Source organism: Shewanella sp. SM95, assembly GCF_025653595.1.
Lineage (GTDB): Bacteria > Pseudomonadota > Gammaproteobacteria > Enterobacterales > Shewanellaceae > Shewanella > Shewanella oncorhynchi.
This window is the reverse complement of sequence record NZ_JAKKSE010000004.1, coordinates 144,522-170,056: the sequence shown is the minus strand read 5'-3', so window position 1 is coordinate 170,056 and position 25,535 is coordinate 144,522. Positions and strand designations below refer to the sequence as shown.

Annotated in this window: 22 protein-coding genes; 9 read left to right on the top strand and 13 right to left on the bottom strand. The window is 47.9% G+C overall.

Features of this window, described 5'->3' with window-relative positions; translation table 11 throughout:
* Positions 1-283 precede the first annotated feature (283 nt).
* A complete protein-coding gene (relA, locus tag L5M29_RS07590) occupies positions 284-2,491 on the bottom strand; it encodes a GTP diphosphokinase (protein ID WP_263167089.1) in 2,208 nt (735 codons plus the stop codon).
* 152 nt (positions 2,492-2,643) lie between these two features.
* Complete coding sequence (gene rlmD, locus L5M29_RS07585; RefSeq protein ID WP_263167087.1) at positions 2,644-3,996, bottom strand: 23S rRNA (uracil(1939)-C(5))-methyltransferase RlmD; 1,353 nt, start codon at positions 3,994-3,996, stop codon at positions 2,644-2,646.
* A 100-nt stretch (positions 3,997-4,096) separates the two neighbouring features.
* Here rlmD and barA point away from each other — a divergent pair, with 100 nt between their 5' ends.
* The 3 genes from barA (at position 4,097) to L5M29_RS07570 (ending at position 7,848) form a co-directional block, all read left to right on the top strand.
* Complete coding sequence (gene barA / locus L5M29_RS07580; RefSeq protein WP_263167085.1) at positions 4,097-6,898, top strand: two-component sensor histidine kinase BarA; 2,802 nt, start codon at positions 4,097-4,099, stop codon at positions 6,896-6,898.
* Positions 6,873-7,472, top strand: a complete 600-nt coding sequence (locus L5M29_RS07575; protein ID WP_028761381.1) for a YjaG family protein — start codon at positions 6,873-6,875, stop codon at positions 7,470-7,472. Before barA ends, L5M29_RS07575 begins: the two co-directional genes overlap by 26 nt.
* A gap of 142 nt (positions 7,473-7,614) precedes the next feature.
* Positions 7,615-7,848: a DUF3319 domain-containing protein gene (locus L5M29_RS07570; protein ID WP_131523583.1), complete on the top strand. Its 234-nt coding sequence runs from the start codon at positions 7,615-7,617 to the stop codon at positions 7,846-7,848.
* A gap of 36 nt (positions 7,849-7,884) precedes the next feature.
* Here L5M29_RS07570 and lldR read toward each other — a convergent pair whose 3' ends face one another.
* On the bottom strand, positions 7,885-8,784 hold the full coding sequence (gene lldR, locus L5M29_RS07565) for a LysR family transcriptional regulator LldR (RefSeq protein WP_105251752.1): 900 nt from the start codon (positions 8,782-8,784) through the stop codon (positions 7,885-7,887).
* Between the two features lie 279 nt (positions 8,785-9,063).
* Here lldR and L5M29_RS07560 point away from each other — a divergent pair, with 279 nt between their 5' ends.
* On the top strand, positions 9,064-10,026 hold the full coding sequence (locus L5M29_RS07560) for an AEC family transporter (protein ID WP_263167084.1): 963 nt from the start codon (positions 9,064-9,066) through the stop codon (positions 10,024-10,026).
* A gap of 128 nt (positions 10,027-10,154) precedes the next feature.
* Positions 10,155-11,813 carry a DNA repair protein RecN gene (gene recN, locus L5M29_RS07555; protein WP_263167082.1) on the top strand — a complete coding sequence of 553 codons (1,659 nt, stop codon included), beginning with the start codon at positions 10,155-10,157 and terminating at the stop codon, positions 11,811-11,813.
* Between the two features lie 143 nt (positions 11,814-11,956).
* Here recN and L5M29_RS07550 read toward each other — a convergent pair whose 3' ends face one another.
* The 9 genes from L5M29_RS07550 to glyA form a co-directional block, all read right to left on the bottom strand.
* Positions 11,957-12,451, bottom strand: a complete 495-nt coding sequence (locus L5M29_RS07550; RefSeq protein WP_263167081.1) for a phosphatidylglycerophosphatase A — start codon at positions 12,449-12,451, stop codon at positions 11,957-11,959.
* 15 nt (positions 12,452-12,466) lie between these two features.
* Positions 12,467-13,423 (bottom strand): thiamine-phosphate kinase, encoded by a 957-nt coding sequence (gene thiL, locus L5M29_RS07545; RefSeq protein WP_263167211.1) that lies wholly within the window; start codon positions 13,421-13,423, stop codon positions 12,467-12,469.
* A 78-nt stretch (positions 13,424-13,501) separates the two neighbouring features.
* Positions 13,502-13,906 carry a transcription antitermination factor NusB gene (nusB, locus tag L5M29_RS07540; protein WP_006082638.1) on the bottom strand — a complete coding sequence of 135 codons (405 nt, stop codon included), beginning with the start codon at positions 13,904-13,906 and terminating at the stop codon, positions 13,502-13,504.
* Positions 13,907-13,917: 11 nt separating this feature from the next.
* Positions 13,918-14,397 (bottom strand): 6,7-dimethyl-8-ribityllumazine synthase, encoded by a 480-nt coding sequence (ribE, locus tag L5M29_RS07535; protein ID WP_006082639.1) that lies wholly within the window; start codon positions 14,395-14,397, stop codon positions 13,918-13,920.
* A gap of 130 nt (positions 14,398-14,527) precedes the next feature.
* The gene (gene ribBA / locus L5M29_RS07530; RefSeq protein ID WP_028761388.1) at positions 14,528-15,631 is read right to left on the bottom strand and encodes a bifunctional 3,4-dihydroxy-2-butanone-4-phosphate synthase/GTP cyclohydrolase II; all 1,104 of its coding nucleotides are present in this window, start codon (positions 15,629-15,631) and stop codon (positions 14,528-14,530) included.
* 95 nt (positions 15,632-15,726) lie between these two features.
* Positions 15,727-16,383, bottom strand: a complete 657-nt coding sequence (locus L5M29_RS07525) for a riboflavin synthase (protein WP_263167079.1) — start codon at positions 16,381-16,383, stop codon at positions 15,727-15,729.
* Positions 16,384-16,433: 50 nt separating this feature from the next.
* Positions 16,434-17,612: a bifunctional diaminohydroxyphosphoribosylaminopyrimidine deaminase/5-amino-6-(5-phosphoribosylamino)uracil reductase RibD gene (ribD, locus tag L5M29_RS07520; RefSeq protein WP_263167077.1), complete on the bottom strand. Its 1,179-nt coding sequence runs from the start codon at positions 17,610-17,612 to the stop codon at positions 16,434-16,436.
* 145 nt (positions 17,613-17,757) lie between these two features.
* On the bottom strand, positions 17,758-18,207 hold the full coding sequence (gene nrdR / locus L5M29_RS07515; RefSeq protein ID WP_006082643.1) for a transcriptional regulator NrdR: 450 nt from the start codon (positions 18,205-18,207) through the stop codon (positions 17,758-17,760).
* Positions 18,208-18,496: 289 nt separating this feature from the next.
* Complete coding sequence (gene glyA / locus L5M29_RS07510) at positions 18,497-19,750, bottom strand: serine hydroxymethyltransferase (protein WP_105251747.1); 1,254 nt, start codon at positions 19,748-19,750, stop codon at positions 18,497-18,499.
* A gap of 189 nt (positions 19,751-19,939) precedes the next feature.
* Here glyA and ettA point away from each other — a divergent pair, with 189 nt between their 5' ends.
* Positions 19,940-21,607 (top strand): energy-dependent translational throttle protein EttA, encoded by a 1,668-nt coding sequence (gene ettA / locus L5M29_RS07505; protein WP_028761391.1) that lies wholly within the window; start codon positions 19,940-19,942, stop codon positions 21,605-21,607.
* Positions 21,608-21,784: 177 nt separating this feature from the next.
* On the opposite strand, the gene L5M29_RS07500 is transcribed toward ettA, so the two are convergent.
* Complete coding sequence (locus L5M29_RS07500; protein ID WP_263167073.1) at positions 21,785-22,726, bottom strand: LysR family transcriptional regulator; 942 nt, start codon at positions 22,724-22,726, stop codon at positions 21,785-21,787.
* A gap of 295 nt (positions 22,727-23,021) precedes the next feature.
* On the opposite strand from L5M29_RS07500, the gene L5M29_RS07495 reads away from it, so the two are divergent.
* From L5M29_RS07495 to L5M29_RS07485, 3 genes are all read left to right on the top strand, one after another.
* Positions 23,022-23,945: an MBL fold metallo-hydrolase gene (locus L5M29_RS07495; RefSeq protein ID WP_263167071.1), complete on the top strand. Its 924-nt coding sequence runs from the start codon at positions 23,022-23,024 to the stop codon at positions 23,943-23,945.
* A gap of 189 nt (positions 23,946-24,134) precedes the next feature.
* On the top strand, positions 24,135-24,827 hold the full coding sequence (locus L5M29_RS07490) for a DsbA family protein (RefSeq protein WP_263167070.1): 693 nt from the start codon (positions 24,135-24,137) through the stop codon (positions 24,825-24,827).
* Positions 24,828-24,829: 2 nt separating this feature from the next.
* Entirely contained in the window at positions 24,830-25,300 is a 471-nt protein-coding gene (locus L5M29_RS07485; protein ID WP_263167067.1) for a nuclear transport factor 2 family protein, read from the top strand.
* The last annotated feature ends 235 nt before the right edge of the window (positions 25,301-25,535 follow it).

The window sequence follows — 25,535 nt, the reverse complement described above, 5'->3', positions numbered from 1 at the left end:
GTCTAATCAGGTTGAACAATTTAACAGAATACTTATGACTTAGTTTTTGAACCTACGGGTTACACTAATACTTGAAAGGTGAGCCATGGTGATTTGCGAGACGACCGTCCGCCCCATGGACGTGGCGGTCGAGCATCCAAGGACGGAGTGACTACGCGTCGGGGAGCAAATGCCATGGCAAACCATGGCTCAGAACGATGAACACTCCCTACCGCCCCAATCCTTTATCTCTTGCTTCTAGATGACTTCTAGATATCGCTCGCTTCGAAAGGCGTTGCTAGTCTTAAAGCCGTCTTGCCTCGATCACGCTATCGACTTGGGTCAGTTTCGATAACACCCGCGATAAACCATCGAGGTTATAAAGCTCTAGTTCCAACTCAATCGCGGCGGTCTGGTTTTTTGTATCCGATGACGAGCTCATGGCTAATACATTGGATTTTTCGGCAGCCAACACTGAGGTTAAGTCACGCAATAAGCCACTGCGATCGTGGGCTAATACCCGCAGACGCATGCGATAACCGCCGGAGTAATTTTCGCCCCAGACCACATCGACGCCACGCTCTGGGTGAACCCGCATTAACTCTTTAACTTGTTCACAATCAGCGCGATGCACAGAAATACCACGCCCTTTTGTAATAAAACCTAAGATCTCATCACCGGGAACTGGCTGACAACAACGGGCGATATGGTTAAGCAAGTTACCCACACCGTTGACTTCAACCTGACCACGTCCACTGGCGGTCGGCTTATGTTGGCCTTTCTTAACTAATTCTTCGACCGCATCTTCTTCTGACACTTCGTCGAGTCGCAGACGGCTTTGAATATGGTTAACCACTTGATGCAGACGCACATCACCGCCACCAATCGCCGCTAGTAAGTCATCCATGCTCGCCATATTAAAGCGCTCGACCGCGATAGCCGCGTCTTTAATTTTAAGGCTCACCCGCGCCAATTCGGATTCAAGCATTTCTTTGCCGGCGACAATATTCTTGTCTCTGTCCTGCTGCTTAAACCAATGCTGGATTTTCGAACGCGCACGCGAGGTGCGGATATAACCTAAGTTAGGGTTAAGCCAGTCGCGCTTAGGATTGGGCTGTTTCGAGGTGATGATCTCGATACGCTCGCCCGTTTCAACCTGATAGGTAAACGGTACAATACGGCCATCGACCTTAGCACCAATACATTTATGCCCTACTTGGGAGTGAATGTAATAGGCAAAGTCGAGCACGGTTGAGCCCAGTGGCAAGTCGACGACTTCACCGCTTGGGGTAAACACATAGACTCTATCTTCAAACACTTGGCTGCGGACTTCTTCGACCAAGTTGCCACTTTCGACCACGTCTTCCTGCCATTGCAGAATTTTACGCAGCCAGTTAATTTTTTCTTCGTAGCCGCTTTGCTTACCGGAATGATTGCCTTCTTTGTATTTCCAGTGCGCGGCCACACCCAGTTCTGCATCTTCATGCATGTCTTGGGTACGAATTTGAATTTCAACGGTTTTGCCCTCAGGCCCCACCACCACGGTATGAATCGATTGATACCCGTTAGGCTTAGGGTTAGCGACATAGTCGTCAAATTCCCGTGGAATATGGTGCCAGAGCGTATGCACCACACCTAACGCGCCATAACAATCCTGCAGACGCTCAGTCACGATACGCACGGCGCGCACGTCAAACAACTCATCAAATTTGAGGTGCTTGCCCTTCATCTTGCGCCAAATACTGTAGATATGTTTCGGCCGGCCGTAGACCTTAGCGCGAATTTGATCTTCATCTAATCTTTGTTGCAACTGACTGACAAACTTGTCGATAAAGACTTCACGATCCAGTCGTTTACCATCTAATTGCTTAGCGATGTCTTTATAAGTATCTGGATGTAGATAGCGGAAAGAAATATCTTCCAGCTCCCACTTCAATTGTCCAATCCCTAAACGGTTAGCCAGCGGCGCATAAATATCGGCAATTTCGCGGGCCAACAGCACGCGAGTTTCTTCGTCGGCATTTTTCACCGCCCGTAGCAAACACACACGCTCGGCAAGCTTAATCACCACGGCGCGCACATCTTCAACCATAGCCAATAACATGCGGCGGATATTGTCGATTTGAGGCTCGGTTGAACGACTATTAGGATTGATTTTCAAGGCGCCAATCGCGTTCATGGTCACGACACTCGCGACTAAACGCGCCAGCGGCTCACCAAATTTCTCTTGGATGGCTTCTTCGGTCAGTAACCCAGCATCGAGCACCACAAACAAAATTGCCGCTTGCAGGGTTTCAATGTCCATGTTTAGCGGTGCGAGGATTTCAATCATCTCTCGAGCACGTTCGAGCAGTTCTCTCTTCGCCGCAGGACTCTTGGCTGGTAAGGCGTCAATCTGCCCTATCAAAGAGAGCAGCATCTGCGCTTCATCGGCATGACCAACATAGCGAGCTACCCAATCTTCTAAGTGAAAATCGGGATCATTAAAGTGCGCTTCGCGAACAGAGACCATCTAATTTATTTCCTTATCCGTGCTCAGAGAGAAAGTGGGCACCACTTCAGCTCTCCTATCTTCAGCATTGGCGCGAACTTGTCAAACCCAACCGACGTAATAATCACATTTTTTACGTTATTCAAACGCTTTGCTTACTTTGCCAGCGCAAATTACTTGGTTAATTCAAACAGTGCCATGGCTTCGATATGGTGTGTTTGTGGGAACATGTCGATAAGTCCCAATTGCTGTAATCGGTAACCGCGCTCTAACAGTACAGCGCTATCGCGGGCCAAGCTGGCAGGATTACACGATACATACACGACTTTGCGTGGCTTCATTTTCTTTAGCCATTGCAAGCTTTCAAATGCTCCCGCACGGGCGGGATCGAGCAGTAATTTATCAATCTTGCCCATCCAAGGCTCAAGGGATAAATCCGCACTTAAATCGCCGTGGTAAAAGGTCAGTTTATCCAGATTGTTAGCTTTAGCGTTCACCCGCGCCTGAGTCACCATCTCGGCAACCCCTTCGACGCCAATCACATCAGCGCCCATTTTCGCTAAGGGCAAACTGAAATTACCCATGCCGCAGAACAAATCCAAAATGCGCTCATCTGGCGCTGGCGCTAACCAATCCATCGCTTGAGCGACCATGGCCTTGTTAATCTGTCCGTTCACTTGCACAAAGTTACCTGGGGTGAAACTTAAGCTCACCGCTTCCGACTGCGCATTTTCATCTAACAGCTGATAAACAGGTAACACTAACTCAGCGCCGACGCCTTGGAATTGCCCTTCGTTGTCCTGCAGACAAATATGGATCTGATGCAGCTCAGCAAAGGCTGACAACTTAGCCAGATCTTTATCGTTGAGCGCCTTAGTGATACGCAGCACGGCGAAATGACCATTATCGGCTGCAATTAACTCCAGATGGCCTAAGCTCGCTTTAGCCGACAATTGGTTCAACAACTTAGCAAAGGGGACGATCAAGTCCGATAACGGCTTAGCTAACACCAGACATTGACTGATTGGCACCACATTACTGCTACTGGCGGCGCGAAAGCCTAAACTTAAGTGCTTGGTATTTTTATCAAATAAGGTCGCAAGACGGGCGCGGCGACGATAATGCCACCCTTCACCCGTTAATGCGGGCGATAAAGCGCCGCCTTCGGCGCCGGCAAACTTAGCCATAATATCCAGCAGCGCCGCTTCTTTATGCTCACGCTGGCCCGCTAATGACATATGCTGTAAGTCGCAGCCGCCGCAGGTGTGATAATGTGGACACTCAGGCTCGACGCGCTCAGAACTTGATGAATCGACTTTAATTAACTTGGCGCGGGCGTAATTTTTCTTTTGCTCGGTGAGCTGTACCGTCACGGTTTCATCGGGCAAAGCGCCTGGGATAAACACGACTTTACCTTGATGTTGTGCTATACCTGCCCCTAAGTGATCGAGCTGATTGACACTCAGCGATAACTTAGCCGACAACTGTTTGGAACTATTTGGTTTTGCTTTAAAAAATTGCGCCATTTCGGCCTCTAAATCAATAAAATACTGGCAAAGACCGCCCTCTTTCTGGCAGTCTTATAAAATTATCTTAGTCTCTTTCACAGGAAACACCGCCGCTGCTATGAACCCAGTCAACAACATGACCAAATACAGCCTACGTTCTTGGGTTCTTGTACTGGCGCTCGCGCCAACAATCTTGGTCGGTATCCTTCTGGGCAGCTACTTTACCATAAACCGTTTTTATGAGCTCGAAGATACGCTCGTCGAACAGGGCAGCAATATTATCGAGCCGCTGTCGATTGCCAGTGAAATCGGTTTAGTGGCCAATGATCGCGAGGCGACCAAACGCTTACTCGCCGCGGCGCAGCTCAACAAATCTACTCTAGTGAAATCCATCGCGATTTTCGATGCCAATAATCAACTCTTTGTGACCTCGCACTACCACAAAGATTTTGAAATTATGCGTTATAAAGAAGCCCTCAGCACACTGCATAAAACCGAAATAGAGCATGTGGGCGACAGCCTGATTTTACGGACACCGATTTTCTCCACCGGCCCCAGCGCCGCTCCCGCCAATTACGATATCCAAACCGACGATGGTCAGCTCTTAGGTTATATCTCCATCATCATCAATAAAGAACGTGCCCTACTCGAGCAGCATAGAGCCGCCGTCGCCGCCTTTATAATCGTGTTGATCGGGGTGCAGTTGAACCTGCTGTTCACTTTCCGGCTGGTGAAAAACGTCACTCAGCCCATTACTGAAATGGTGCGCGTCGTCGCTAAAATCCGTGAAGGTAAATTGGACGCCCGCTTAGATGGCAACTTGATTGGTGAGCTCGACTTACTCAAACGCGGCATCAATGCCATGGCGGGGTCGCTATCGGAATACCATGATGAGATGCAGCAAAATATCGACCAAGCGACTTCGGATCTGCGGGAAACCTTAGAGCAGATTGAAATCCAAAACGTCGAGTTAGATTTAGCGAAAAAACGTGCCTTAGAAGCCAGCCGAATTAAATCTGAATTCTTAGCGAATATGTCCCACGAGTTACGTACGCCGCTCAATGGTGTTATCGGTTTTGCGCGGCAATTAGTCAAAACACCATTGCATTCGAGCCAAGTCGATTACATCAAGACCATAGAACGCAGCGCCACTAACCTGCTGGGTATCATCAACGACATTCTCGACTTTTCTAAACTCGAAGCCGGTAAAATGGTGTTAGAAAACATGCCCTTCGGCCTTAGGGAAACCATAAGCGATACGATTACCTTGATCTCCGGCAGCGCTCAGGCCAAAGGCCTAGAACTCGTCGTCGATATCGCCCCCAACGTGCCCGACAATGTCAATGGCGATGCCATGCGCGTATGCCAAATCATCAATAACTTGGTTGGTAACGCGATTAAATTCACTGACTCTGGCAGCGTGATGGTCAAAATCGAACTGCAGAGCCAGTCGGACGAACAAGTGGTACTACGCTGTGATGTGGTCGACACAGGTATCGGCATCGATGAAAGCCAGCAGGACTTTTTATTCCAAGCCTTTGGCCAAGCAGACTCGTCGATTTCGCGCCGCTTTGGTGGCACCGGCTTAGGTTTAGTGATCACTAAACGTTTAGTGAATCAAATGGGCGGCCAAATCGGCTTTACTTCATCCCCAGAAAAAGGCTCAAACTTCTGGTTCAGTTTGCCGCTCGGCTTAGGTCAATTCCAAATCGGTGACTCACTGCCGCTCGAAAAACTCAAAGACAAAACTATACTGTTTTACGAACCACGAGTACTCACCCACGCAGTATTAAGCCGCCAATTGAATCAATGGGATACAAAAGTCACCCATCATCAGCATATACCAAGCTTGTTGACTACGCTCACCACGGCTGAAGCGCCATACGACTATGTTCTCCTGAGTTGCCATGGGTTTAGCGATTCAGCACAACTGGTAAGTACACTAAACTTAGCGAAGACCAAAACAGATTGCCTTATAGTGCTATACGATTGCCAAGAACAAGATGCCTTAACCCAATTTATTCGCCCGAATGCCGATGTGGTGTTGTCTCTGCCAGTTAGTGAGCATCAGCTTGCGCGCAACTTACTCTATCCACCGATGGAGTACGACATCATAGCCCCTGCGACAATATCCACACCGGTAGCTCGCCAATCCTTAACCGTGCTAGCGGTAGATGATAACTTTGCCAACTTAAAACTGATTGATACTTTACTCAGCGAATTAGTGACGACTGTGGTTGCCGTCAACAGCGGTGATGAGGCAGTTAAACAGGCGAAGACTCGCACCTTCGACTTGATCTTTATGGATATCCAAATGCCTGGCACAGATGGCATTAGCGCCACGAAGCAAATTCGCCAAGGCTCGATGAACCGCAACACGCCGATAATTGCCGTGACAGCCCATGCCATTGCCGAAGAACGCGAACTGATTTTAGGCAGTGGTATGGACGGATATTTGCCTAAACCTATTGATGAAGCGGCGCTCAAAGATATTATTCATCGCTGGATCACTCGACCTAAGTTCACCCATTTTGACCTGCATACGCTGAACTGGGATTTATGCTTAACCCAAGCCAATCACAAGGCCGATCTCGCCTTAGATATGCTCAGAATGTTGCTCGACTCATTACCGCAAACCGTGGCGACGATTCAAACGGCGCTAAGTCAAAACGATCACCCAGTCATGCTCAGTACTATCCATAAGCTGCATGGTGCGAGCTGCTACTGCGGCGTGCCCACCACACAAAGGTTATGCCAAGAAATTGAATCGGCACTAAAACGTGAAACATCGGTTGAAGATCTCGAACCCGAAATACTAGAGTTACTTGATGAGTTAACTAAGGTAGAATCTGCGGCAAATCAAGTGATATCACAGCTATCAGCGGAAATAACAGATGACCAAAAAAACGGGCTTCTTTAAACGTCTCAAGGCGTTAACACTGCCACAAAAACAACTCTTTGCCACTGCACTTTGCCAACGTATGTTGCCCAACTATCAACTGTTTTCCGAAGTCTGTGAGTTTGGCGATCCTACTGTGTTGAGTACCGCATTAGAACTATTGTGGCAATCCCAGTACGACTCCAAGCTCAAATTCAATGTCGATGTGCATCTGCAACGCTTGGAAGATAACACCCCAGATCCTGCTGATTTTGAAGCCTATGGCGTCTATCCTGCTATGGATGCAGTGGTCGCCATATCGACCTTACTAGGTGCGATTCAAGGCAAAATTGAAGAAGACATAGTCAATATCAGCAAATTGTCATCCAGCACAGTGGCTAACTACATCGAAGCGATCAGCGATGTCGATTTAGTGGATGAAGCATTAGATGATTTCGTTTTCGCCCATGAAGTTATGGAAGAAGAGAAAGAATTACAAAATTCTCTGCTGGAAATTATTGAAGAAAATCCGAAGATCACCGCAGAACTGGTCAAAGGTTTACGCAAAGACATTATCGAAGCTGGCGTATCAAATATCGGTATCAGCGTAGCTTAACTGATGAGGTGCTTGGGGTTACTCAAGCACCTATTATCCATGCAGAATAAGAAAGGGATCATCGTTTTACACCCTCACCAACGAATCCCGTCAAAGATATCCAGTTGCTATAAATAGCATCAATAAAGATTGAGTTATTCCAATGAGAAAGATTGTTTATCAAGGATTTATCTTAACCAATAGCGAAGGACGCACCGACAGTTGGAAACTGACCATCAAAGATCAACAGCGTATCGGTTCTTTATTTGAACTACGGCGTTTAGTGGGATACTTCTTAGAACTCGGCATACTGCCCGCGACACGCTCCAGCCTGCAAGACGCAAAACAAACGCAAAACACCATGAGCAAAAACACCGTAAAACCTAAAAGACGCTAAAAATCAGTTCCCTTATTAAAGAATAACTCGGTTAAATCAACGCATAGAGAATAACTCTGGCGCCTTTGACTGCATAAACTCAATAAAGACTCTTACCTTTAGCGGCTGCTGGCTGCGCTGATGATATAAAATCGAAATTCGCCTCTGTTCGCCAATCCATTCAGGCAGTAATACTTTAAGTTTTCCCTCTTTAATCTGCTGTTTTACAAATAGTTCAGGACCATACAAGATCCCGCCATGGCCTAAGGTCGCCTGAATCGCTCCGTGTAAATCCGTGAGGGTGAGCTTAGTCGGGCCATTAAAATAAAAAGACTCGCCGCTTGGATGCTTTAAATGCCAATTAAACAGCGGCCAGACTTTTATCAGTTGATGGGCTTCAAGATCATCGGGATGCTCAAGTTTAGGTGCCTGAGCCAAATATTCTGGTGTGGCAAACAGGCAATAGTCGAGCTCGCCTAAGGTACTCGACACCCAAGAAGAATCAGGCTGAGCCCCGCCAACAATCGCCACATCTATACCTTTGTCGATCAAATCCACTAACTCATTGCTCTGGGAAATGTGCAAACGGATATCTGGATACAAACGGCCAAACTCATTCAATGCCTGAATAAACACAATGGAAATAATCGAAATCGGTGCGGCGATGCGCAGGGTTCCCTCGGGTTTATCACTGCCTAAACCACTTAGTTCATCAAATTGAGCAACCACACTCTGGTAGCGTTGAAAGAGCGCCAGCCCTTCCTCCGTCAATCGTAACTTGCGGGTACTGCGCATAAAGAGCTGTTTATCGAGCTTCTCTTCCAACTTCGCTAACTTGCGGCTCACAGTGGCGATGGGCATATCGAGCTCCTTCGCCGCCTGCGAAAAACTGCCCGCATTGACTAAATGCACAAAAAGATAGACAAGTTGTAGTTCAGCGCCTAAATCATCACTCATTGCATATCCTAATTTCACATATTGGGTATTGACGTTAAAACGCTAAATTCACTAAGTGATTGTGTTTTAAACATTGAATTATTCACTTATACGACCATAGCGCAATAGCCTTAGATTGAAATGGTATGTTATTTTGTGGCGAGTTTTACTGCGCTGGCGCTAGTTCTGGTTCTAAAGTGACATAAAAAAGGCAAGCGCCCACCTAAAATCATAGCGATAGTAGAAATGACGGTGGTGGCTGAGTTTATTCAAATTTAATCGTAAGGATGAGTGAGGGAAATGACCATTTTAACCCCTCTGTTTGCCGTCTTCGGGATCATGTTGCTCGGCACACTAGTGCAAAAATTAAAACTCTTGCCCGTCGATACGGACCAAGTGCTAAACCAATATGTGTACTATATTGCATTCCCCGCGATCATGCTTATCGCCCTCGCGCAGCAGCCGATTGGTGAGATTTTGCAATGGGGATTTATTGCGGGCTACAGCACGGCTATGGTGATCACTTATCTTGTCTGCCTTGGGCTCTCGCTGCTTGCTAACCCTAAACAGCATGCGGTTGCCGCTATTCGAGCCCTCAATGCCACCTTTGGTAATACCGCATTTATTGGTATTCCACTACTCATCATCCTCTTTCCGCAGCAGCAAAGCGCCTTAGTCGCCGCTGCGATTGCCAGCTTATTATCCGTGCTGATGTTTGCCGTCGCCTTAGTCTCGATGGAATTGGCCACAAACACCCAAAGACAACACCACGCCTTAGTCATAATGGCGATGGCGGTCGGTAAAAACCCTATCGTTATTGGTAGCTTAATTGGTGTCGGCATTTCGGCGCTAGAGATAAAACTGCCCTCAGGGCTGGCGCTCATGATCCAGCAAATTGGCAATACCTCAAGCCCGTGCGCCCTATTTGCTATCGGCATGGTGCTCGCCAAAGCGATGCGCTACCAGAAAGATAGCAGCGTATTTAGCCCCAAGAATTTTATCGAACTGAGCCTTATCAACCTCTTCAAGCTAGTTGTCCAACCGGCACTCGTCTACTTTATGCTTAGCCGTTTTGGTGTGAGCGGCGACTACCTGATCATGGGCGTGATCTTAAGCGCACTGCCCACTGCGGCGAGCGTGTACTTGCTCGCCCAGCGCTATAATACTCAGGCTTCTACCAGTGCTCAGGGCATTCTATTTGGCACCTTAGTTACTTTTTTTAGTTTGCCTATCTTAGAAAGCTTAGTAAGAACCCATGCATAATCAGTCAATTAAAAATATTTACTGCCGATAATGCCGATTATTTACCCAAGCCACTTTACTGTATATAAAATCAGTATATACTGTTTATCAATACAGTGGTTTGGTATGTTTTTCGACAGGAATTCACTATGCTTTGCCAACTCAGCATTAATAACTTCGCAATCGTCCGTTTTTTAGAGCTGGATTTTCGCCCCGGTATGACCAGCATCACAGGTGAAACCGGTGCGGGTAAATCGATCGCCATCGATGCGCTAGGCCTGTGCCTAGGCAATCGCGCCGATGCCAGCAGTGTTCGCCCAGGAGCCAATAAAACCGAAGTCAGCGCCCGCTTTTCCTTGGACGATATTCCACTGGCAAAACGTTGGTTAGAAGATAACGATCTTGAACTCGATGATGAGTGCATTCTACGTCGGACTATTGGTAGCGATGGCCGATCACGCGCCTACATCAATGGTAATCCAGTGCCGCTGACGCAGCTAAAATTACTGGGTCAGTTACTTATTGGTATTCACGGCCAACATGCCCACCATGCAATGTTAAAAAGTGAACATCAACTCACCCTGCTCGACAGTTATGCCAACCACAGATTGCTTATCGATACGGTTGCCGCTAGCTTTCAACGCTGCAAGCAAATTGAGGCCGATCTAAAACAACTCGAAGCCTCACAGCATGAACGTATTGCCCGTAAGCAATTAGTGCAATATCAAGTAGAAGAACTCGATGAGTTTGATCTTAAAGTTGATGAGTTCGATGAGATTGAGCAAGAGCACAAACGTCTGGCTAATGGCACTGAGTTGATTGATACCTGTCAGGCGAGCTTAGATATACTCACTGAAGGCGAAGAGAACAATATAGAGTCGCTGCTTAATCGAGTCGTTTCCCTCGCCGAAGATCTGCAAAGCTACGATCCTGCATTAAGCAATATCAACACTATGCTCAATGATGCCTTAATCCAAGTGCAAGAAAGTGCAGGCGAATTACAGCACTATTTGAGTAAGCTTGAACTCGATCCAACCCACTTTGCCTATTTAGAAGAACGGCTATCAAAAGCCATGCAACTGGCGCGTAAACACCATGTCAGCCCAAATAAACTAGCCGAACATAATTTGGCATTAAAGGCAGAGCTGAGCACCTTAGACAGTGACGAAAGTAAACTTGAAGAAATTCAACTACAGGTCGATGCTAGCAGAGCCGCTTACCTTAGCAACGCACAAAAACTCAGCCAAAGCCGGGCTAGATATGCCAAAGAACTCGACAAACTCGTGACTCAGTCAATCCACGAACTGAATATGCCAAAGGGTAAATTTACTATCGAAGTCAATTTCCACCCAGAGCAAATGTCAGCCAACGGCAGTGATAATATCGAATTTATGGTCACCACTAACCCTGGCCAACCTTTACAACCGATTTCGAAAGTCGCGTCTGGCGGTGAGCTTTCACGCATAGGATTAGGGATCCAAGTGATTACCGCGAAAAAAGTTGCCACACCGACATTAATTTTCGATGAGGTGGATGTCGGGATTTCTGGCCCCACCGCCGCAGTGGTGGGCCGCATGTTACGCAGCTTAGGGGAATCGACCCAAGTACTGTGCGTGACTCACTTGCCGCAAGTTGCGGGCAATGGTCATCAACACATGTTCGTCGATAAATTTAATAAGGCAGGCAGTACTGAGACCACAATGAAATCGCTCGATCGTGAGCAGCGTATCCAAGAGCTTGCAAGACTGTTAGGTGGTGATACTATCACCAGCAATACCCTAGCGAACGCAAGGGAACTGCTGCAATAATAAAATCGAGCAGAAAAGGGATAAGCAGCGAATCCCTTCAATCAAGCTTCAATCAAAAAAATGCAAAATCAAGAGTAAGGGTTAGTTGTTGCCCATGTTAACTAACAAGTTAGATTAGCTATCATGTCAGACTAGCGAAAATGTTAGCTAACATACCAGACTAGCCCTTGCAGACAAATAAACGAAAACACGCCCGCTAAGACATCGTCAATCATAATGCCAAAGCCACCATGAACTTTGGCATCGAGCCATCGAATAGGCCAAGGTTTGATAATGTCGAAAAAGCGAAATAGACCAAAGCCGACTAACAACCAACCCCAACCTGCTGGTGCCGCTATCATAGTGATCAGTAGCCCAACCACTTCATCCCACACAATCGCACCGTGATCGTGAACACCCATGTCTTGCGCCGCTTTACCACAGATATAAAATCCTGCGAATACACCCACTAAGGTTAAGCCGATATACCAAGTGAGCGGTAATGGCGCCATCAATAAATAGAGGGGAATAGCAGCTAAGGTACCAAAGGTTCCGGGCGCTTTAGCGGCGAGTCCGCTACCAAATCCGAGTGCCAAAAAGTGGACAGGATTTTTTAATGACAGGCGCGTTAGCACCTGATCCTTTGACAACCATTTCATTAACATGCTCTTCGCTTAAAAGTGCTCGAAACCGTGATAAGGCGGTGTAAACGGTTCGCCATTGAGTTGCAACTTGAGCTTACTGCCCGCACAAATTTGTCCAACGCGAACAAACTTTGCTCCTGCATGGCTCAACGCTGTCTCAAGCGCACCTTTTTGCGCCTCAGGAACGGTGAACAGCAGTTCATAATCTTCGCCCCCCGTAAGCGCATAACCTAAGGCATGCTCCTCGCTGACGGTATCTTGCATCGCCCGTGAAAGCGGGATGCAATTAACGTCCACCACAGCACCGACTGCCGAAGCCTTAAGCACATGACCGATATCCGAGATAAACCCGTCGGAAAGGTCGATTGCACTGGAGGCAAGCGAACGCAAAGCTTGGCCCGCTAAGACTCTTGGTGTTGGACGATAATGGCGATTAATCAGGAATTCTTTATGCTCGGCTCTGGCCTGCTGCGCGCCGCGAATGATATCCAGACCTAAGGCCGAATCTCCGAGCGTGCCCGTAACATAAATCCAATCACCGGCTTTAGCACCATGACGCGTGAGGGCCTTCCCCTGTGGGACTTGGCCGTGCACTGTGATATTAATCGCCCGTGGGCCACGCGTCGTATCGCCGCCAATTAAGGCGATACCATAGTAATCGGCCGCTTCAAATAAACCTTCGCTAAAACCACTGAGCCAAGTTTCATCGACTGCGGGTAACGTCAAGGCAAGCGTCATCCACGCAGGTTCAGCACCCATGGCAGCCAGATCAGATAAATTTACCGCTAAGGCTTTGTAACCTAAGGCAGCGGGAGGCATGTCGGGGAAGAAATGGACATTTTCAACTAAGGTGTCACAGGAGATAGCGATCGACTTGTTTTCTGCGGGTTGCACTAAAGCGCAATCGTCACCGATGCCAAGCTTCACATCACGGCGAGTGGGGCCGCGGTTGCTAAAATAACATTCAATTAATTGGAATTCTTTCACTGTACAGTTTGGCACGACTTACATCGGCCACCTTTGTTAGCAATGAAAAACGGTATCCTAAGATACCGTTTGTCTTTATTACTTGCGTGCAACCAGTTTGTCGAGCAGTCCGTTCACAAACTTATGACTCTCGTCCGCACCGAAAGCTTTTGCCAACTCAATCGCTTCGTTAATCGCGACCTTGTATGGCACATCTTTACGGAAAGTCAGCTCATAGGTCGCTAAACGAACTATGGCTTTCTCTACTGGAGACACTTCATCAATCGGGCGTTCCAGATGCGGGATGATCAGCTCATCCAATTGGGTTTTCTTCGTTGCAACGCCTGAAAATAGCTCACGAAAATAAGCTACATCAACACCGTCGAGACTTTGTTCAGTTAAAAACTCATGCTCGACATCGGCAATATTATTCCCGCTTAGTTGCCATGAATAGATGGCTTGAACGGCTAAACGGCGGGCCTTGCGGCGCTCAGAAGGCTTCATTATTTTTCCTACTATAACAACTGTTGTTCAAGTTCTTGCAGAACATTGACCATTTCAAGCAGGCTTAAAGCAGCTTCGCCGCCTTTGTTACCCGCTTTGGTACCTGAACGTTCAATCGCTTGTTCAATGGTATCAGTGGTCAAAACACCGAAAGCAACAGGCAGATCAAATTCTAAAGCAACTTGAGCTAGACCTTTATTACATTCGCCTGCAACAAAATCAAAATGAGGAGTACCACCACGGATCACCGCACCTAATGCGATAATACCGTCGAATTTACCACTGGCAGCTACGCGACGCGCAGCTAGCGGCAACTCAACCGCACCTGGTACACGGACAACAGTGATATTGTCGTCGCTGACTTGGCCAAAACGTTTCAGCGTGTCAAGTGCACCTTCAAGCAAGCTCTCAACTAAAAAGCTGTTGAAACGCGAAATTACAATCGCAACTTTGGCATTTTTCGCTTCGATATTACCTTGAACTACGTTCATTATCTTACCTAATTTAGCTAAAGCACCCAGCTCGGGGCGAAAAGTGGCGACATGATATCACAGCCAATTGCCCAGAGCCCTATGCAAATTATCAGAAATTGTTAATTTTACTTCAGTGTAACTTTGGGTTTCAGTCCGCCACATACTCAGTCACTTCAAGGCCAAAGCCTGAAAGTGAATGGTAGCGTTTAGGCGAGCTGAGCAGGCGCATCTTAGTCACGCCAAGGCTAGCGAGGATTTGCGAACCCACACCCACTCGGCGCGATGTCCCCTGCCATTTTGCAGAAGCAGGCGCTTGGCCTTGATCTTCGGCTTCAAAGGCTTTCACCTTAGAGAGGATTTCACAGGGATGTTCTTGATTCCCGAGTAAAACCAATACACCACCTTCTGCAGAAATACGCTCCATTGCCTTTTCGAGTGGCCAGCTGCGTTGCTGATCGCGCTCTGAGTGGAGTAAATCGTTGAAGGTATTTTGCAAATGCACGCGCACCAAACAATCTTCTTTCACCTCACCTTTGACTAAGGCAAAGTGCAGTTGATTGTCGATAGTGTCTCTGAAGGTCACCATGTCGAACTCGCCGAAACGGGTCGGTAGTTTGCATTTAGCTTCACGCACAACCGTGGTTTCTTTGGTGTTGCGATACTCGATTAAAGCCGCAATAGTGCCGATTTTGATGCCATGCAACTCGGAGAAAATCTCTAAATCTGGGCGACGGGCCATAGTGCCGTCTTCGTTCAAAATCTCAACGATAACGCCCGATGGCTCAAGTCCCGCAAGACGGGCTAAATCACAGCCAGCTTCAGTGTGGCCTGCGCGGGTTAATACGCCGCCGTCCTGTGCCATTAGCGGGAAGATGTGCCCTGGTTGCACTAAATCAGACGCTTTAGCCTCTTTAGCCACAGCCGCTTTCACCGTTACAGCGCGATCGTGGGCCGAAATACCGGTAGTCACACCTTCTGCCGCTTCAATAGAAACCGTAAAGTTAGTCGAGAACTGGGCGTTATTATTCGTCACCATTAAGGGTAGATTTAACTGCTGGCAACGGGCTTTAGTCATGGTCTGGCAAATGAGCCCACGGCCATATTTCGCCATAAAGTTAATCGCTTCTGGCGTGACCATTTCGGCCGCCATGATCAAATCACCTTCGTTTTCTCTGTCTTCGTCATCCATCAAAATAACCATTTTGCCTTGACGAATATCTTCGATGATCTCTTCTATACTGTGCAGCGCCATTGTAGGACCTTATGATTTTGCTGTTATTATGAAATTCTATACCTAAATAACCTAAGCTGCCGATAAGCTTAAGTTAAATAATCTGCTCCTGTGCACTAACGCACAAAGCCGGCACGGGCTAACATTTCCATGGTGACGCCACCGCTCTTGCTGTCTTTGCCATCATAATTCATCAAACGTTCAAGATAACGGGCGATTAAATCCACTTCGATATTCACCTTATCGCCCGCTTGCAGGTCGATTAACGTGGTTTCACCTGCGGTATGCGGCACTATGGTCAAGCGGAATCGACTGCCGTCCACTTCGTTAACCGTCAGACTCACGCCATCAATGGTGATGGAACCTTTATGGGCAATATAACGCCCAAGCTCTGCGGGGGCGGCTAACCAAAACTCGATAGCTTGACCACGCACTAGGCGTTGTTCAACCACAGCAATACCGTCTACATGGCCGCTGACCATATGGCCGCCTAAGCGTGTGGTTGGGGTAACGGCCTTTTCAAGATTCACCTTAGTGCCCACTTTATAGTTGGCAAACCCGGTTAGACTCACGGTTTCAGCAGAGACATCAGCCACATAACCGTCTGCTAATTGCTGCACAACCGTTAAGCACACACCGTTGGTAGCAATACTGTCGCCTAAACGCACATCGTTTAAATCCAGTTTGCCGCTCGCCACGGTAAGACGAATATCATCGCCTTTACGCTCCAGTTTGCGCAGGGTGCCAACGGCTTCAATAATCCCAGTAAACATGGTTAACTCACTTAATTAAATAAAGAAGTAATAAGGCATAAGACTCAAGGTTAAACGGTTATCTTGCTCCAATTCGATTTAGATAAAGAGGTATCAAGCATAACACTCAAAGTTAAACGGGTATCTGGCCCTAATTTGCGCTCATCGACCAAAGTGAGTGCAGGAATGTGTGCCATGGTTTGATAATCGGGCAATTGCAGCAAATTACGCCCATGCCCACCGAGGATTTTCATCGCTTGGTATAGCACTAACTCATCGGCCAGCCCCTGCGCTAAAAATGCGCCCGCTAAGGTTGCACCCGCTTCCACCAGCACGTGATTACAGCTTTGGCCTAAATAGCTTAATAGTTCAGGCAATGAGACGCGACCTGCAATTGCAGGTAACACGAGGCAACTCACATGGGAGGGCAATTGTGCTTGAAACTCTGTGGGATAAGCCACGGTCGAGACCAAGAGTATGGGCGATACGATAGCCAAGCAGGCGGCCGATAACGGCAAACGGGCACGGCTGTCGAGTATCACTCTTAATGGCTGCAGTAATTGCGCCTCGGTTACACTGTCTTTTAAGCTGCCAAGTTCCTGATAACGCACATTAAGTAAAGGAGCGTCTGCCAGTATGGTTTCGATCCCCGTGACCAGTGCACAAGAACGTAAACGTAATCGCTGCACGTCGCGACGAGATTCTGGACCAGTTATCCATTTAGACACACCGTTAGACAGCGCGGTTTTACCATCGAGACTCGCAGCCAATTTTACTGTAACTCTGGGTAAACCCGATTCCATCCGCTTCATAAAGCCTACATTCAAGGCATAGGCTTCATCGCGATGTAATCCCACATCCACTTCAATACCGGCGTCACGCAGCATTTGAATGCCACGACCACCTACTTGCGGATTAGGATCTTCCACCGCGACCACCACACGTTTAACGCCAATATTGATCAGCGCCAAGGCGCAGGGCGGCGTGCGGCCATAATGGCTGCAGGGCTCTAAAGTGACATAGGCCGTTGCGCCGCGGGCGCGTTCGCCAGCCATACGTAGCGCATGCACTTCGGCGTGGGGCTCACCCGCTTTTTGATGATAACCTTCACCAATGATTTGGTTATCTTTAACGATAACGCAGCCCACACTGGGATTGGGTCTAGTGGTGTAAAAGCCTTTGCGCGCCAATTGAATCGCGCGGCTCATCATTTGGGTATCGAGTACGGACCAACTTATGTTCAAGCTCATGTTCAACCCTGTTGTTAAAGGTTTCGGCTTTCACCAGTCTTGCAAATCTGTTTTTAAAACCTGTCTTGCAGAAGCTATTAATCAAAAGCCTCTTTTAAAGCTAGCGCAACCAAACACCGATAGACTAGCCACAAAAATCGAATAACTACTTTTGCAGCTTGGCGATGGCTTCGCCAAATTCAGACACGTCTTCAAAGGCGCGGTACACAGAAGCGAAACGTATGTAGGCGACTTTATCTAGGCTCATCAATTGCTCCATCATTAAGTTACCCACCATTTCTGACGGCACTTCCCGCTCGCCAGTGGCGCGCAGGGTAGACTTGATTTTGCTGAGTGCTTGCTCGATTTCATCCATAGACACGGGGCGTTTTTCAACGGCGCGCAACATGCCACCTTGGAGTTTTTCTTCATCGAAGGGTTGGCGTGAACCATCGCGCTTAATCACCCTAGGCATGACTAATTCGGCGCCTTCGAAGGTGGTAAATCTTTCATGACATTCGGTGCATTCTCGGCGACGGCGCACTTGGTGGCCTTCTGCCACTAATCGGGAATCGATGACTTTAGTATCTGTCGCGCTGCAAAATGGACAATGCATTGAGCCTCCTGCCAGTGAATGCGAGTAAAGCGTTAATGGCTTTACCTGTTAAAATCTCAGCCAAACACAATAGATTTAAGCCTAAGATTTTACCAATAAAAATGGCCGCTAAATGCGGCCATGGGATTTTATCCTATTTATGGGCTGAGGTTAACTACCTGAGCTTAACAACCTAATGTTAACTACTTGATGTTAAGTACCTGATGCTAAGTGCCTGATGTTATAAGTATCAAGTCAGTCGGCGGTCAATCTCGGCCCTTCATCTACTAAGCGTAGATGCATAGGCAAATTAGCCGTAAACAGGGAAACGTGCACACAGTGCCAGTACTTGGCCCTTAACACGCTCAATCACTGCAGGATTACTTGCATCATCAAGGATGTCACAAATCCAGCCAGTCAGCTCTTTCGATTCCGCTTCTTTAAAGCCGCGGCGCGTAATCGCTGGCGTACCGATACGCACACCTGAGGTCACAAAGGGTGAACGTGGGTCGTTTGGCACTGAGTTTTTGTTCACAGTAATGTTAGCGCTACCTAAGGCGGCATCGGCTTCTTTACCCGTTAAGTCACGACCAATCAGATCAACTAGCATCAAGTGATTGCTGGTTCCGCCAGAGACGATTTTGTAACCGCGCTCAAGGAACACTTCAACCATAGCTTTAGCGTTGTTAACCACTTGCTGTTGGTAAACTTTAAATTCTGGCTCTAGGGCTTCTTTGAACGCCACCGCTTTACCGGCGATAACGTGCATCAATGGACCACCTTGACCACCAGGGAATACAGCAGAGTTCAACTTCTTATACAAGTCTTCATCGTCAGCAGCAGATAGGATCACGCCACCACGGGGACCCGCTAAGGTTTTGTGGGTCGTAGATGTCACAACGTGCGCGTGTGGTACTGGGTTTGGATAAACGCCCGCAGCAATAAGACCGGCAACGTGTGCCATATCGACAAATAAATAAGCACCTATTTTGTCTGCGATTTCACGCATTTTTGCCCAGTCAACGATACCTGAATAGGCAGAAAAACCGCCGATCATCATCTTAGGCTTGTGTTCTAAGGCAATACGTTCCATCTCGTCGTAGTCAATTTTGCCAGACTCGTCGATACCGTAAGGAATGATGTTGTACAGTTTGCCAGAGAAGTTAACCGGTGAACCGTGGGTCAAGTGACCACCATGAGCTAAGTTCATGCCCAGTACGGTATCGCCAGGTTTTAACAATGCCATGTAAACAGCGCTGTTTGCCTGTGAACCTGAATGAGGTTGTACGTTAGCGTAAGTTGCGCCAAACAGTTGTTTAGCACGTTCAATCGCTAAGGTTTCAACTACGTCCACATACTCACAACCACCGTAGTAACGCTTGCCTGGATAGCCTTCAGCGTACTTATTGGTTAACTGTGAACCTTGCGCTTCCATCACGCGTGGACTGGTGTAGTTTTCAGAAGCAATCAGCTCAATATGCTCTTCTTGACGCAGAGTTTCATTCTGAATTGCGTTAAACAGTTCCGGATCATAATCTGCGATATTCATATCTTTTTTCAGCATTGCTTACTCCAGCTGCCAATTCTTATAGGTAGGGTTGCGCGGTATTCTACTCGGAACGCGGTCACAATCCCAGTATTTGAAACATGAAATTCCTGCAGATAGTGCTTGAACTTGGCTCATTGTCGAGTTGAGTTCGGCGCGCAATCGAGTAGAATTAGCCGCATCATTAGTCACTTAAGATAGAGAAAAATGGCTCAGTTTGTTTACAGCATGCTGCGGGTGGGTAAAATTGTTCCGCCTAAGAAGCAGATCCTTAAAGATATTTCTTTAAGCTTTTTCCCCGGCGCCAAAATTGGCGTACTCGGCCTCAACGGTTCAGGTAAGTCGACACTACTGCGCATTATGGCGGGTATCGACACCGAAATTGAAGGTGAAGCGCGCCCAATGCCGGGATTGAAAATCGGTTACCTGCCGCAGGAACCTAAACTCGATCCGAATCAAACCGTGCGTGAAGCGATTGAAGAAGCGGTAGCAGAGGCAAAAAATGCCCTGACTCGCCTCGATGCCGTTTATGCCGCCTACGCCGAGCCGGATGCCGATTTCGACGCCCTTGCAAAAGAGCAAGGCGAACTCGAAGCCATTATCCAAGCCCAAGATGCCCATAACTTAGAGTACGTCCTTGAGCGCGCCGCCAACGCCCTGCGTCTGCCAGATTGGGATGAGAAAATCGAAGTATTATCCGGTGGTGAACGTCGCCGCGTGGCGATTTGTCGCTTGCTGCTTGAAAAACCAGAAATGCTGTTACTGGACGAACCGACCAACCACTTGGATGCTGAATCTGTGGCGTGGCTTGAGCACTTCCTGCAGGAATATGCTGGTACTGTGGTCGCGATTACCCATGACCGTTACTTCCTCGACAATGCTGCTGGCTGGATTTTAGAACTCGACCGCGGTGAAGGTATTCCGTGGGAAGGTAACTATTCTTCATGGCTTGAGCAGAAAGATGCCCGTCTGAAGCAAGAATCAGCCACCGAAAGCGCTCGCCAAAAGACCATTGCCAAGGAATTGGAATGGGTACGTCAAGGCGCGAAAGGCCGCCAGTCAAAGGGCAAGGCCCGTATGGCGCGCTTTGAAGAACTGAACACTAACGATTACCAAAAACGTAACGAAACTAACGAGCTGTTTATTCCGCCCGGACCACGTTTAGGTGACAAGGTTATTGAAGTGAATAACCTGACCAAATCTTACGGTGACCGCGTTTTGATCGACAACCTGTCGTTCTCTGTGCCTAAGGGCGCGATCGTCGGCATTATCGGCGCCAACGGCGCGGGTAAATCGACGCTGTTCCGCATGTTATCCGGCGCAGAAAAGCCAGACAGCGGCAGCATTGAGCTGGGTGATACTGTGCAACTGGCCTCGGTTGAGCAGTTCCGCGATTCGATGAATGATAAGAACACCATTTGGGAAGAAATCTCCGGTGGTCAAGACATCATGCGTATCAACAACATGGAAATTCCGAGCCGCGCCTATGTAGGCCGCTTCAACTTCCGTGGTGGCGATCAGCAAAAAGTCATCGGTACTTTATCTGGTGGTGAACGTAACCGCGTGCATTTAGCCAAACTGCTGCAAGCGGGCGGTAACGTATTACTCCTCGACGAACCCACCAACGACTTAGACGTTGAAACCCTGCGCGCACTGGAAGAAGCGATTCTGGAATTCCCAGGTTGCGCTATGGTGATTTCGCATGACCGTTGGTTCCTCGACCGTATCGCGACCCACATTCTGGATTATCGCGACGAAGGTCAAGTGAACTTCTACGAAGGTAACTACACAGAATACTCGGCATGGTTGAAGAACACCTATGGCGCCGATGTGGTTGAGCCACACCGCTTGAAATACAAGCGGATGATTAAGTAGATCTAGAATCTAGAATCTAGAATCTAGAATCTAGTCAAGCATGTATCTGAGGAGTTTAACTCGAAAGGGTTAAGCTCCTTTTTTATGGCATCCCGTTACGCTATAAGTGCCGCAAGCTTTGGCACTATTTCAAGCTAACACTATTTTAAACTGGCACTATTTCAAACTAACACTATTTCAATTCAAGCTGGCAAAGTAGGCCACCAGCATGTCCATCATCACCCTAAGTGCAGGCTGCATGTGTTTGCGGGATTGATACACGCCATACACACCGAGGGACTGAGGCTTAAACTCAGTTAATAAAGGCACTAGCTGACCCGAGTCTAAATAGGGTTTCGCCGCCCAAACCGGCTGCATAGCAATTCCCTCACCAGCCAGCGTGGAATTAAGCACCACCATGGAATCATTGGCGCTGAAATTCCCATTCACCGGCACGTTAAATACCTGACCTTGGTTTGACTTAGGATCGGAGTTAAGCGCCTGAGCCTGTTTCGCCCCTACATCGGTTTTATAAAAGCGCCACATCACATCGCCAAAATAAGAATAGGTTAAACAGTTATGCTGAGTTAAATCCTCGGGATGCAGCACGGCGGCGCGCGCGGCAAGATAACTCGGTGCGGCGCACACCACAGACTCACACTCCCCTAAGCGTCTAGCGATAAGATTGGGATCGAGTTCATTGGTGATGCGAATAGCCAGATCAATACGCTCGGCGACTAAATCGACGGTTTGGCTGCTCACGTGGAAATTCACGCTCGCCTGCGGATAACCGGCTAAATATTGCTGTACCACGGGCGCTAAAATCTGATGCGCCAAAAACTGGGAGCAACTAATACGTAGTAATCCCCGCGGAATCGCCACAGCGGCATGGCTTACCGCCGGCACTTCATTAGCCAATTCGAGCAGTCGATGGCAGTAATCCAGCACTTGCTCACCCGCTGGCGTTAAGCTGAGGCTACGCGTCGAGCGATGCAACAACCTAGCACCAGACCATTCTTCCATTTCGCTCAAATAACGGGTCACCATAGAACGCGACATATCTAAGGTATTGGCGGCGCTGATCATGCTGCCGCGCTCAACAATAGTCACAAACACCTTAGCCGCTTCGAGTCTATCCATGATTTATCTCCACTCACATTCAATCACTCACTTTCAATCACTCACTTTCAATCATTCGAAGGCTCAATGACATACTCGCGTACCCACATAACTAATAGCTAATAACTAATAACTGAGAGTGCAATAGTACAGGCAGCCATTCGTCCGATTAATGCAACAAACATGGGCAGATACTCGCATTTATCTATTGATTTTTGCAACCTATACTTAACTCACTTTTTGCAGCAGCTGCAAATCAATGAATGCTAAATCGAACCTTTTACTCTTTCATCCTGTGACTATAAGTGAGCCCCAAATGAACACATCGACCTATGCAATACGTAACACAGTTAACGCTACATTGAAGGCCTCGTCTAAAATCAGCCTAGCCGCCACCTTGTTGCTGGCGGGACTTAGCGCGGTCAATGCTGCGCCATTGCAAGTGAGCCATTTTAATCCGGGCGAAAACAGTATCTTTGCCGTGTCATCAAGCTTTATCAGCGGCGAGCGTGAAATGATGCTAGTCGATGCGCAATTTCAAAATAACGATGCCCAAACATTGGTCGACACTATCAAAGCCAGCGGTAAAAAGCTGACTCAGGTGTATATCAGCCATAGCGATCCGGATTTCTATTTCGGCTTAGCCGTGATTAAAAAGAATTTCCCCGATGCACAAATCGTCGCGACTCAAAGCACTGTCGATGCTATTAAAGCCTCAATGGAAGGCAAACTCGCCTACTGGGGGCCGATTTTAAAAGATAATGCGCCAAGCGAATTAGTGTTACCTAAGGCGATACACAGCGACACTTTCACCATCGACGGTGAGCAAGTGATTATCAAAGGTTTTAATGATAAACACCCTAAACACACTTTCCTGTGGGTGCCATCGGCAAAAACCATTACAGGTGGCGTGGAAGTATTTGATAACACGCATGTTTGGATGGCTGACACTCAAACTGCCTCTGAGCGTCAGGAATGGTTAACCCATTTAGATGCAATGGAAAAACTGCTGCCGACCACAGTGATCCCAGGGCACTATTTAGGCGAAGCGCGATTTAATACCCACGCCATCGGTTTTACCCGTGAATATGTAAAAGCCTTTGAAATCGCTGCAAAAGCCTCGAAAGATTCAGCCGAATTAATCCAAAAGATGCTGGCACTATACCCACAAATGCCAGCTGATGCAGGGCTTGAGATCAGCGCCAAAGTTTACATGGGCGAAATGACCTGGCCTATGTAAGCCCAGCCATATCTATCTAGGCGATTAGGTACAGCTAGTTAAGTGCAAACAGTTAAAGACAGGCACGCATTCGATTGCGTGCCACTTTTTTAGCTAAATAACGGTACCAACCTAACTATTTTAATCGATGTTCTCAAAGGGCTTAAGTCGCTAATGTCGCGACGAACTTAAGCCAAAAGGTTTAACACTATGACTCAGCCAACAGCTCATCCAACTAGCACAACCAGCAGCACAGCAACGGCCAAAGAGCGCACTCTGCACGCCATTATCGACCCTTTATGTGGTTGGTGTTATGCCGCAGCGCCTTTACTCGATGCCGCCGCAAAAGCAGGCTTTACCATTAAGCTCCACGGCGGCGGTATGCTCACAGGCCCAAGACGCAAACAAATCGATGCCAACTGGCGCGACTATGTTATGCCCCACGATCTGCGCATTGCCGAGCTAACCGGACAGCCTTTTGGTGAGAACTATTTCGATGGTCTACTGCGCGATACCACAGTCGTACTCGACTCGGCGCCCCCCATTAAAGCCATGCTCGCAGTCGATGCTATGGGCGGCGACAGTTTGGCCTATCTACACTCAGTACAACTGGCCCATTACCGCGATGGTCACAGCGCCAGTGATGAAGGTAATCTGGCAAGGTTAGCCGCTGAACTTGGGCTCGACCCTATAGGCTTTGCGCAGCATTATGCCCAAGGTGAAGACAAGCTGTATGAGCATATCGTTGAGTCCAGAGCATTATTGAATCTGATAGGTGCCCAAGGTTTCCCTTCGATGGCTATAGAGGGTGATGACGGCAACATCACCGCCATTAATATCAATCGCTTCTACGGCCAACCCGCCCAGTGGTTAAGCCATCTTGAAGCGCAATTTGAGTCATAATCATGCCAATGCTTAATGATGTTTCAACAGGTTCATTAGTGAGTGAGCCTGCTCAGTTAAGTCTTATAGAAACAGCAAGGCAGACTGATGCGAATCTTGCACTGGTTAAAAGCACCTATGAGGGAAGTAGCTCAGCCGAGAACGCCAAAAATCTTCAGCATGCCTTAGCGAGTGACACACGCTGGACAGAGGCCGCGGGATTTCCCTATGCGGGCACTTACGTAGGCTTTAGCGCGATAGCCGCCAAGGTGTTCGCCCGCCTCGAAACTGAATGGGATAACTATCGCGTCGATATCGAAGACTATGTCGCCCAAGACGATAAGGTTTTTGCCTTCGGCACTTATTCAGGTACCTATGTCAAAACGGGCAAGTATTTTAGCGCCCGAGTCGCCCATTTATGGAAGATACACAGCGGCAAAATCGTCAGTTTCGAACAGTTTGTCGATAGTCATACCGTCGTCAATGCCATGTAATTGCCAATACCCATAACAACAGTTATGCACGATAGAAATGCCATGATGGAATAACTGAACAATGAGGCGGACAAGTTTACTTTAGCCCGCCTCACGACTTGCCGATGTTAAGCCTTATCCGTATGATTTAGTGTTTTGAATAGGTTGAGCACTTGACATTAAGTATTTAAGATTAAGCACTTGCGATTAAGCGTTTGGATTAAGCGCTTGAAATTGAATTCGTCAAGCTGTACGT

Bases quoted from the DNA above. Each gene is read 5' to 3' on its own strand.
- relA (WP_263167089.1), bottom strand. From the start codon at position 2,491: ATGGTCTCTGTTCGCGAAGCGCACTTTAATGATCCCGATTTTCACTTA.
- rlmD (WP_263167087.1), bottom strand. From the start codon at position 3,996: ATGGCGCAATTTTTTAAAGCAAAACCAAATAGTTCCAAACAGTTGTCG.
- barA (WP_263167085.1), top strand. From the start codon at position 4,097: ATGAACCCAGTCAACAACATGACCAAATACAGCCTACGTTCTTGGGTT.
- L5M29_RS07575 (WP_028761381.1), top strand. From the start codon at position 6,873: ATGACCAAAAAAACGGGCTTCTTTAAACGTCTCAAGGCGTTAACACTG.
- L5M29_RS07570 (WP_131523583.1), top strand. From the start codon at position 7,615: ATGAGAAAGATTGTTTATCAAGGATTTATCTTAACCAATAGCGAAGGA.
- lldR (WP_105251752.1), bottom strand. From the start codon at position 8,784: ATGAGTGATGATTTAGGCGCTGAACTACAACTTGTCTATCTTTTTGTG.
- L5M29_RS07560 (WP_263167084.1), top strand. From the start codon at position 9,064: ATGACCATTTTAACCCCTCTGTTTGCCGTCTTCGGGATCATGTTGCTC.
- recN (WP_263167082.1), top strand. From the start codon at position 10,155: ATGCTTTGCCAACTCAGCATTAATAACTTCGCAATCGTCCGTTTTTTA.
- L5M29_RS07550 (WP_263167081.1), bottom strand. From the start codon at position 12,451: ATGAAATGGTTGTCAAAGGATCAGGTGCTAACGCGCCTGTCATTAAAA.
- nusB (WP_006082638.1), bottom strand. From the start codon at position 13,906: ATGAAGCCTTCTGAGCGCCGCAAGGCCCGCCGTTTAGCCGTTCAAGCC.
- ribE (WP_006082639.1), bottom strand. From the start codon at position 14,397: ATGAACGTAGTTCAAGGTAATATCGAAGCGAAAAATGCCAAAGTTGCG.
- ribBA (WP_028761388.1), bottom strand. From the start codon at position 15,631: ATGGCGCTGCACAGTATAGAAGAGATCATCGAAGATATTCGTCAAGGC.
- L5M29_RS07525 (WP_263167079.1), bottom strand. From the start codon at position 16,383: ATGTTTACTGGGATTATTGAAGCCGTTGGCACCCTGCGCAAACTGGAG.
- ribD (WP_263167077.1), bottom strand. From the start codon at position 17,612: ATGAGCTTGAACATAAGTTGGTCCGTACTCGATACCCAAATGATGAGC.
- nrdR (WP_006082643.1), bottom strand. From the start codon at position 18,207: ATGCATTGTCCATTTTGCAGCGCGACAGATACTAAAGTCATCGATTCC.
- glyA (WP_105251747.1), bottom strand. From the start codon at position 19,750: ATGCTGAAAAAAGATATGAATATCGCAGATTATGATCCGGAACTGTTT.
- ettA (WP_028761391.1), top strand. From the start codon at position 19,940: ATGGCTCAGTTTGTTTACAGCATGCTGCGGGTGGGTAAAATTGTTCCG.
- L5M29_RS07500 (WP_263167073.1), bottom strand. From the start codon at position 22,726: ATGGATAGACTCGAAGCGGCTAAGGTGTTTGTGACTATTGTTGAGCGC.
- L5M29_RS07495 (WP_263167071.1), top strand. From the start codon at position 23,022: ATGAACACATCGACCTATGCAATACGTAACACAGTTAACGCTACATTG.
- L5M29_RS07490 (WP_263167070.1), top strand. From the start codon at position 24,135: ATGACTCAGCCAACAGCTCATCCAACTAGCACAACCAGCAGCACAGCA.
- L5M29_RS07485 (WP_263167067.1), top strand. From the start codon at position 24,830: ATGCCAATGCTTAATGATGTTTCAACAGGTTCATTAGTGAGTGAGCCT.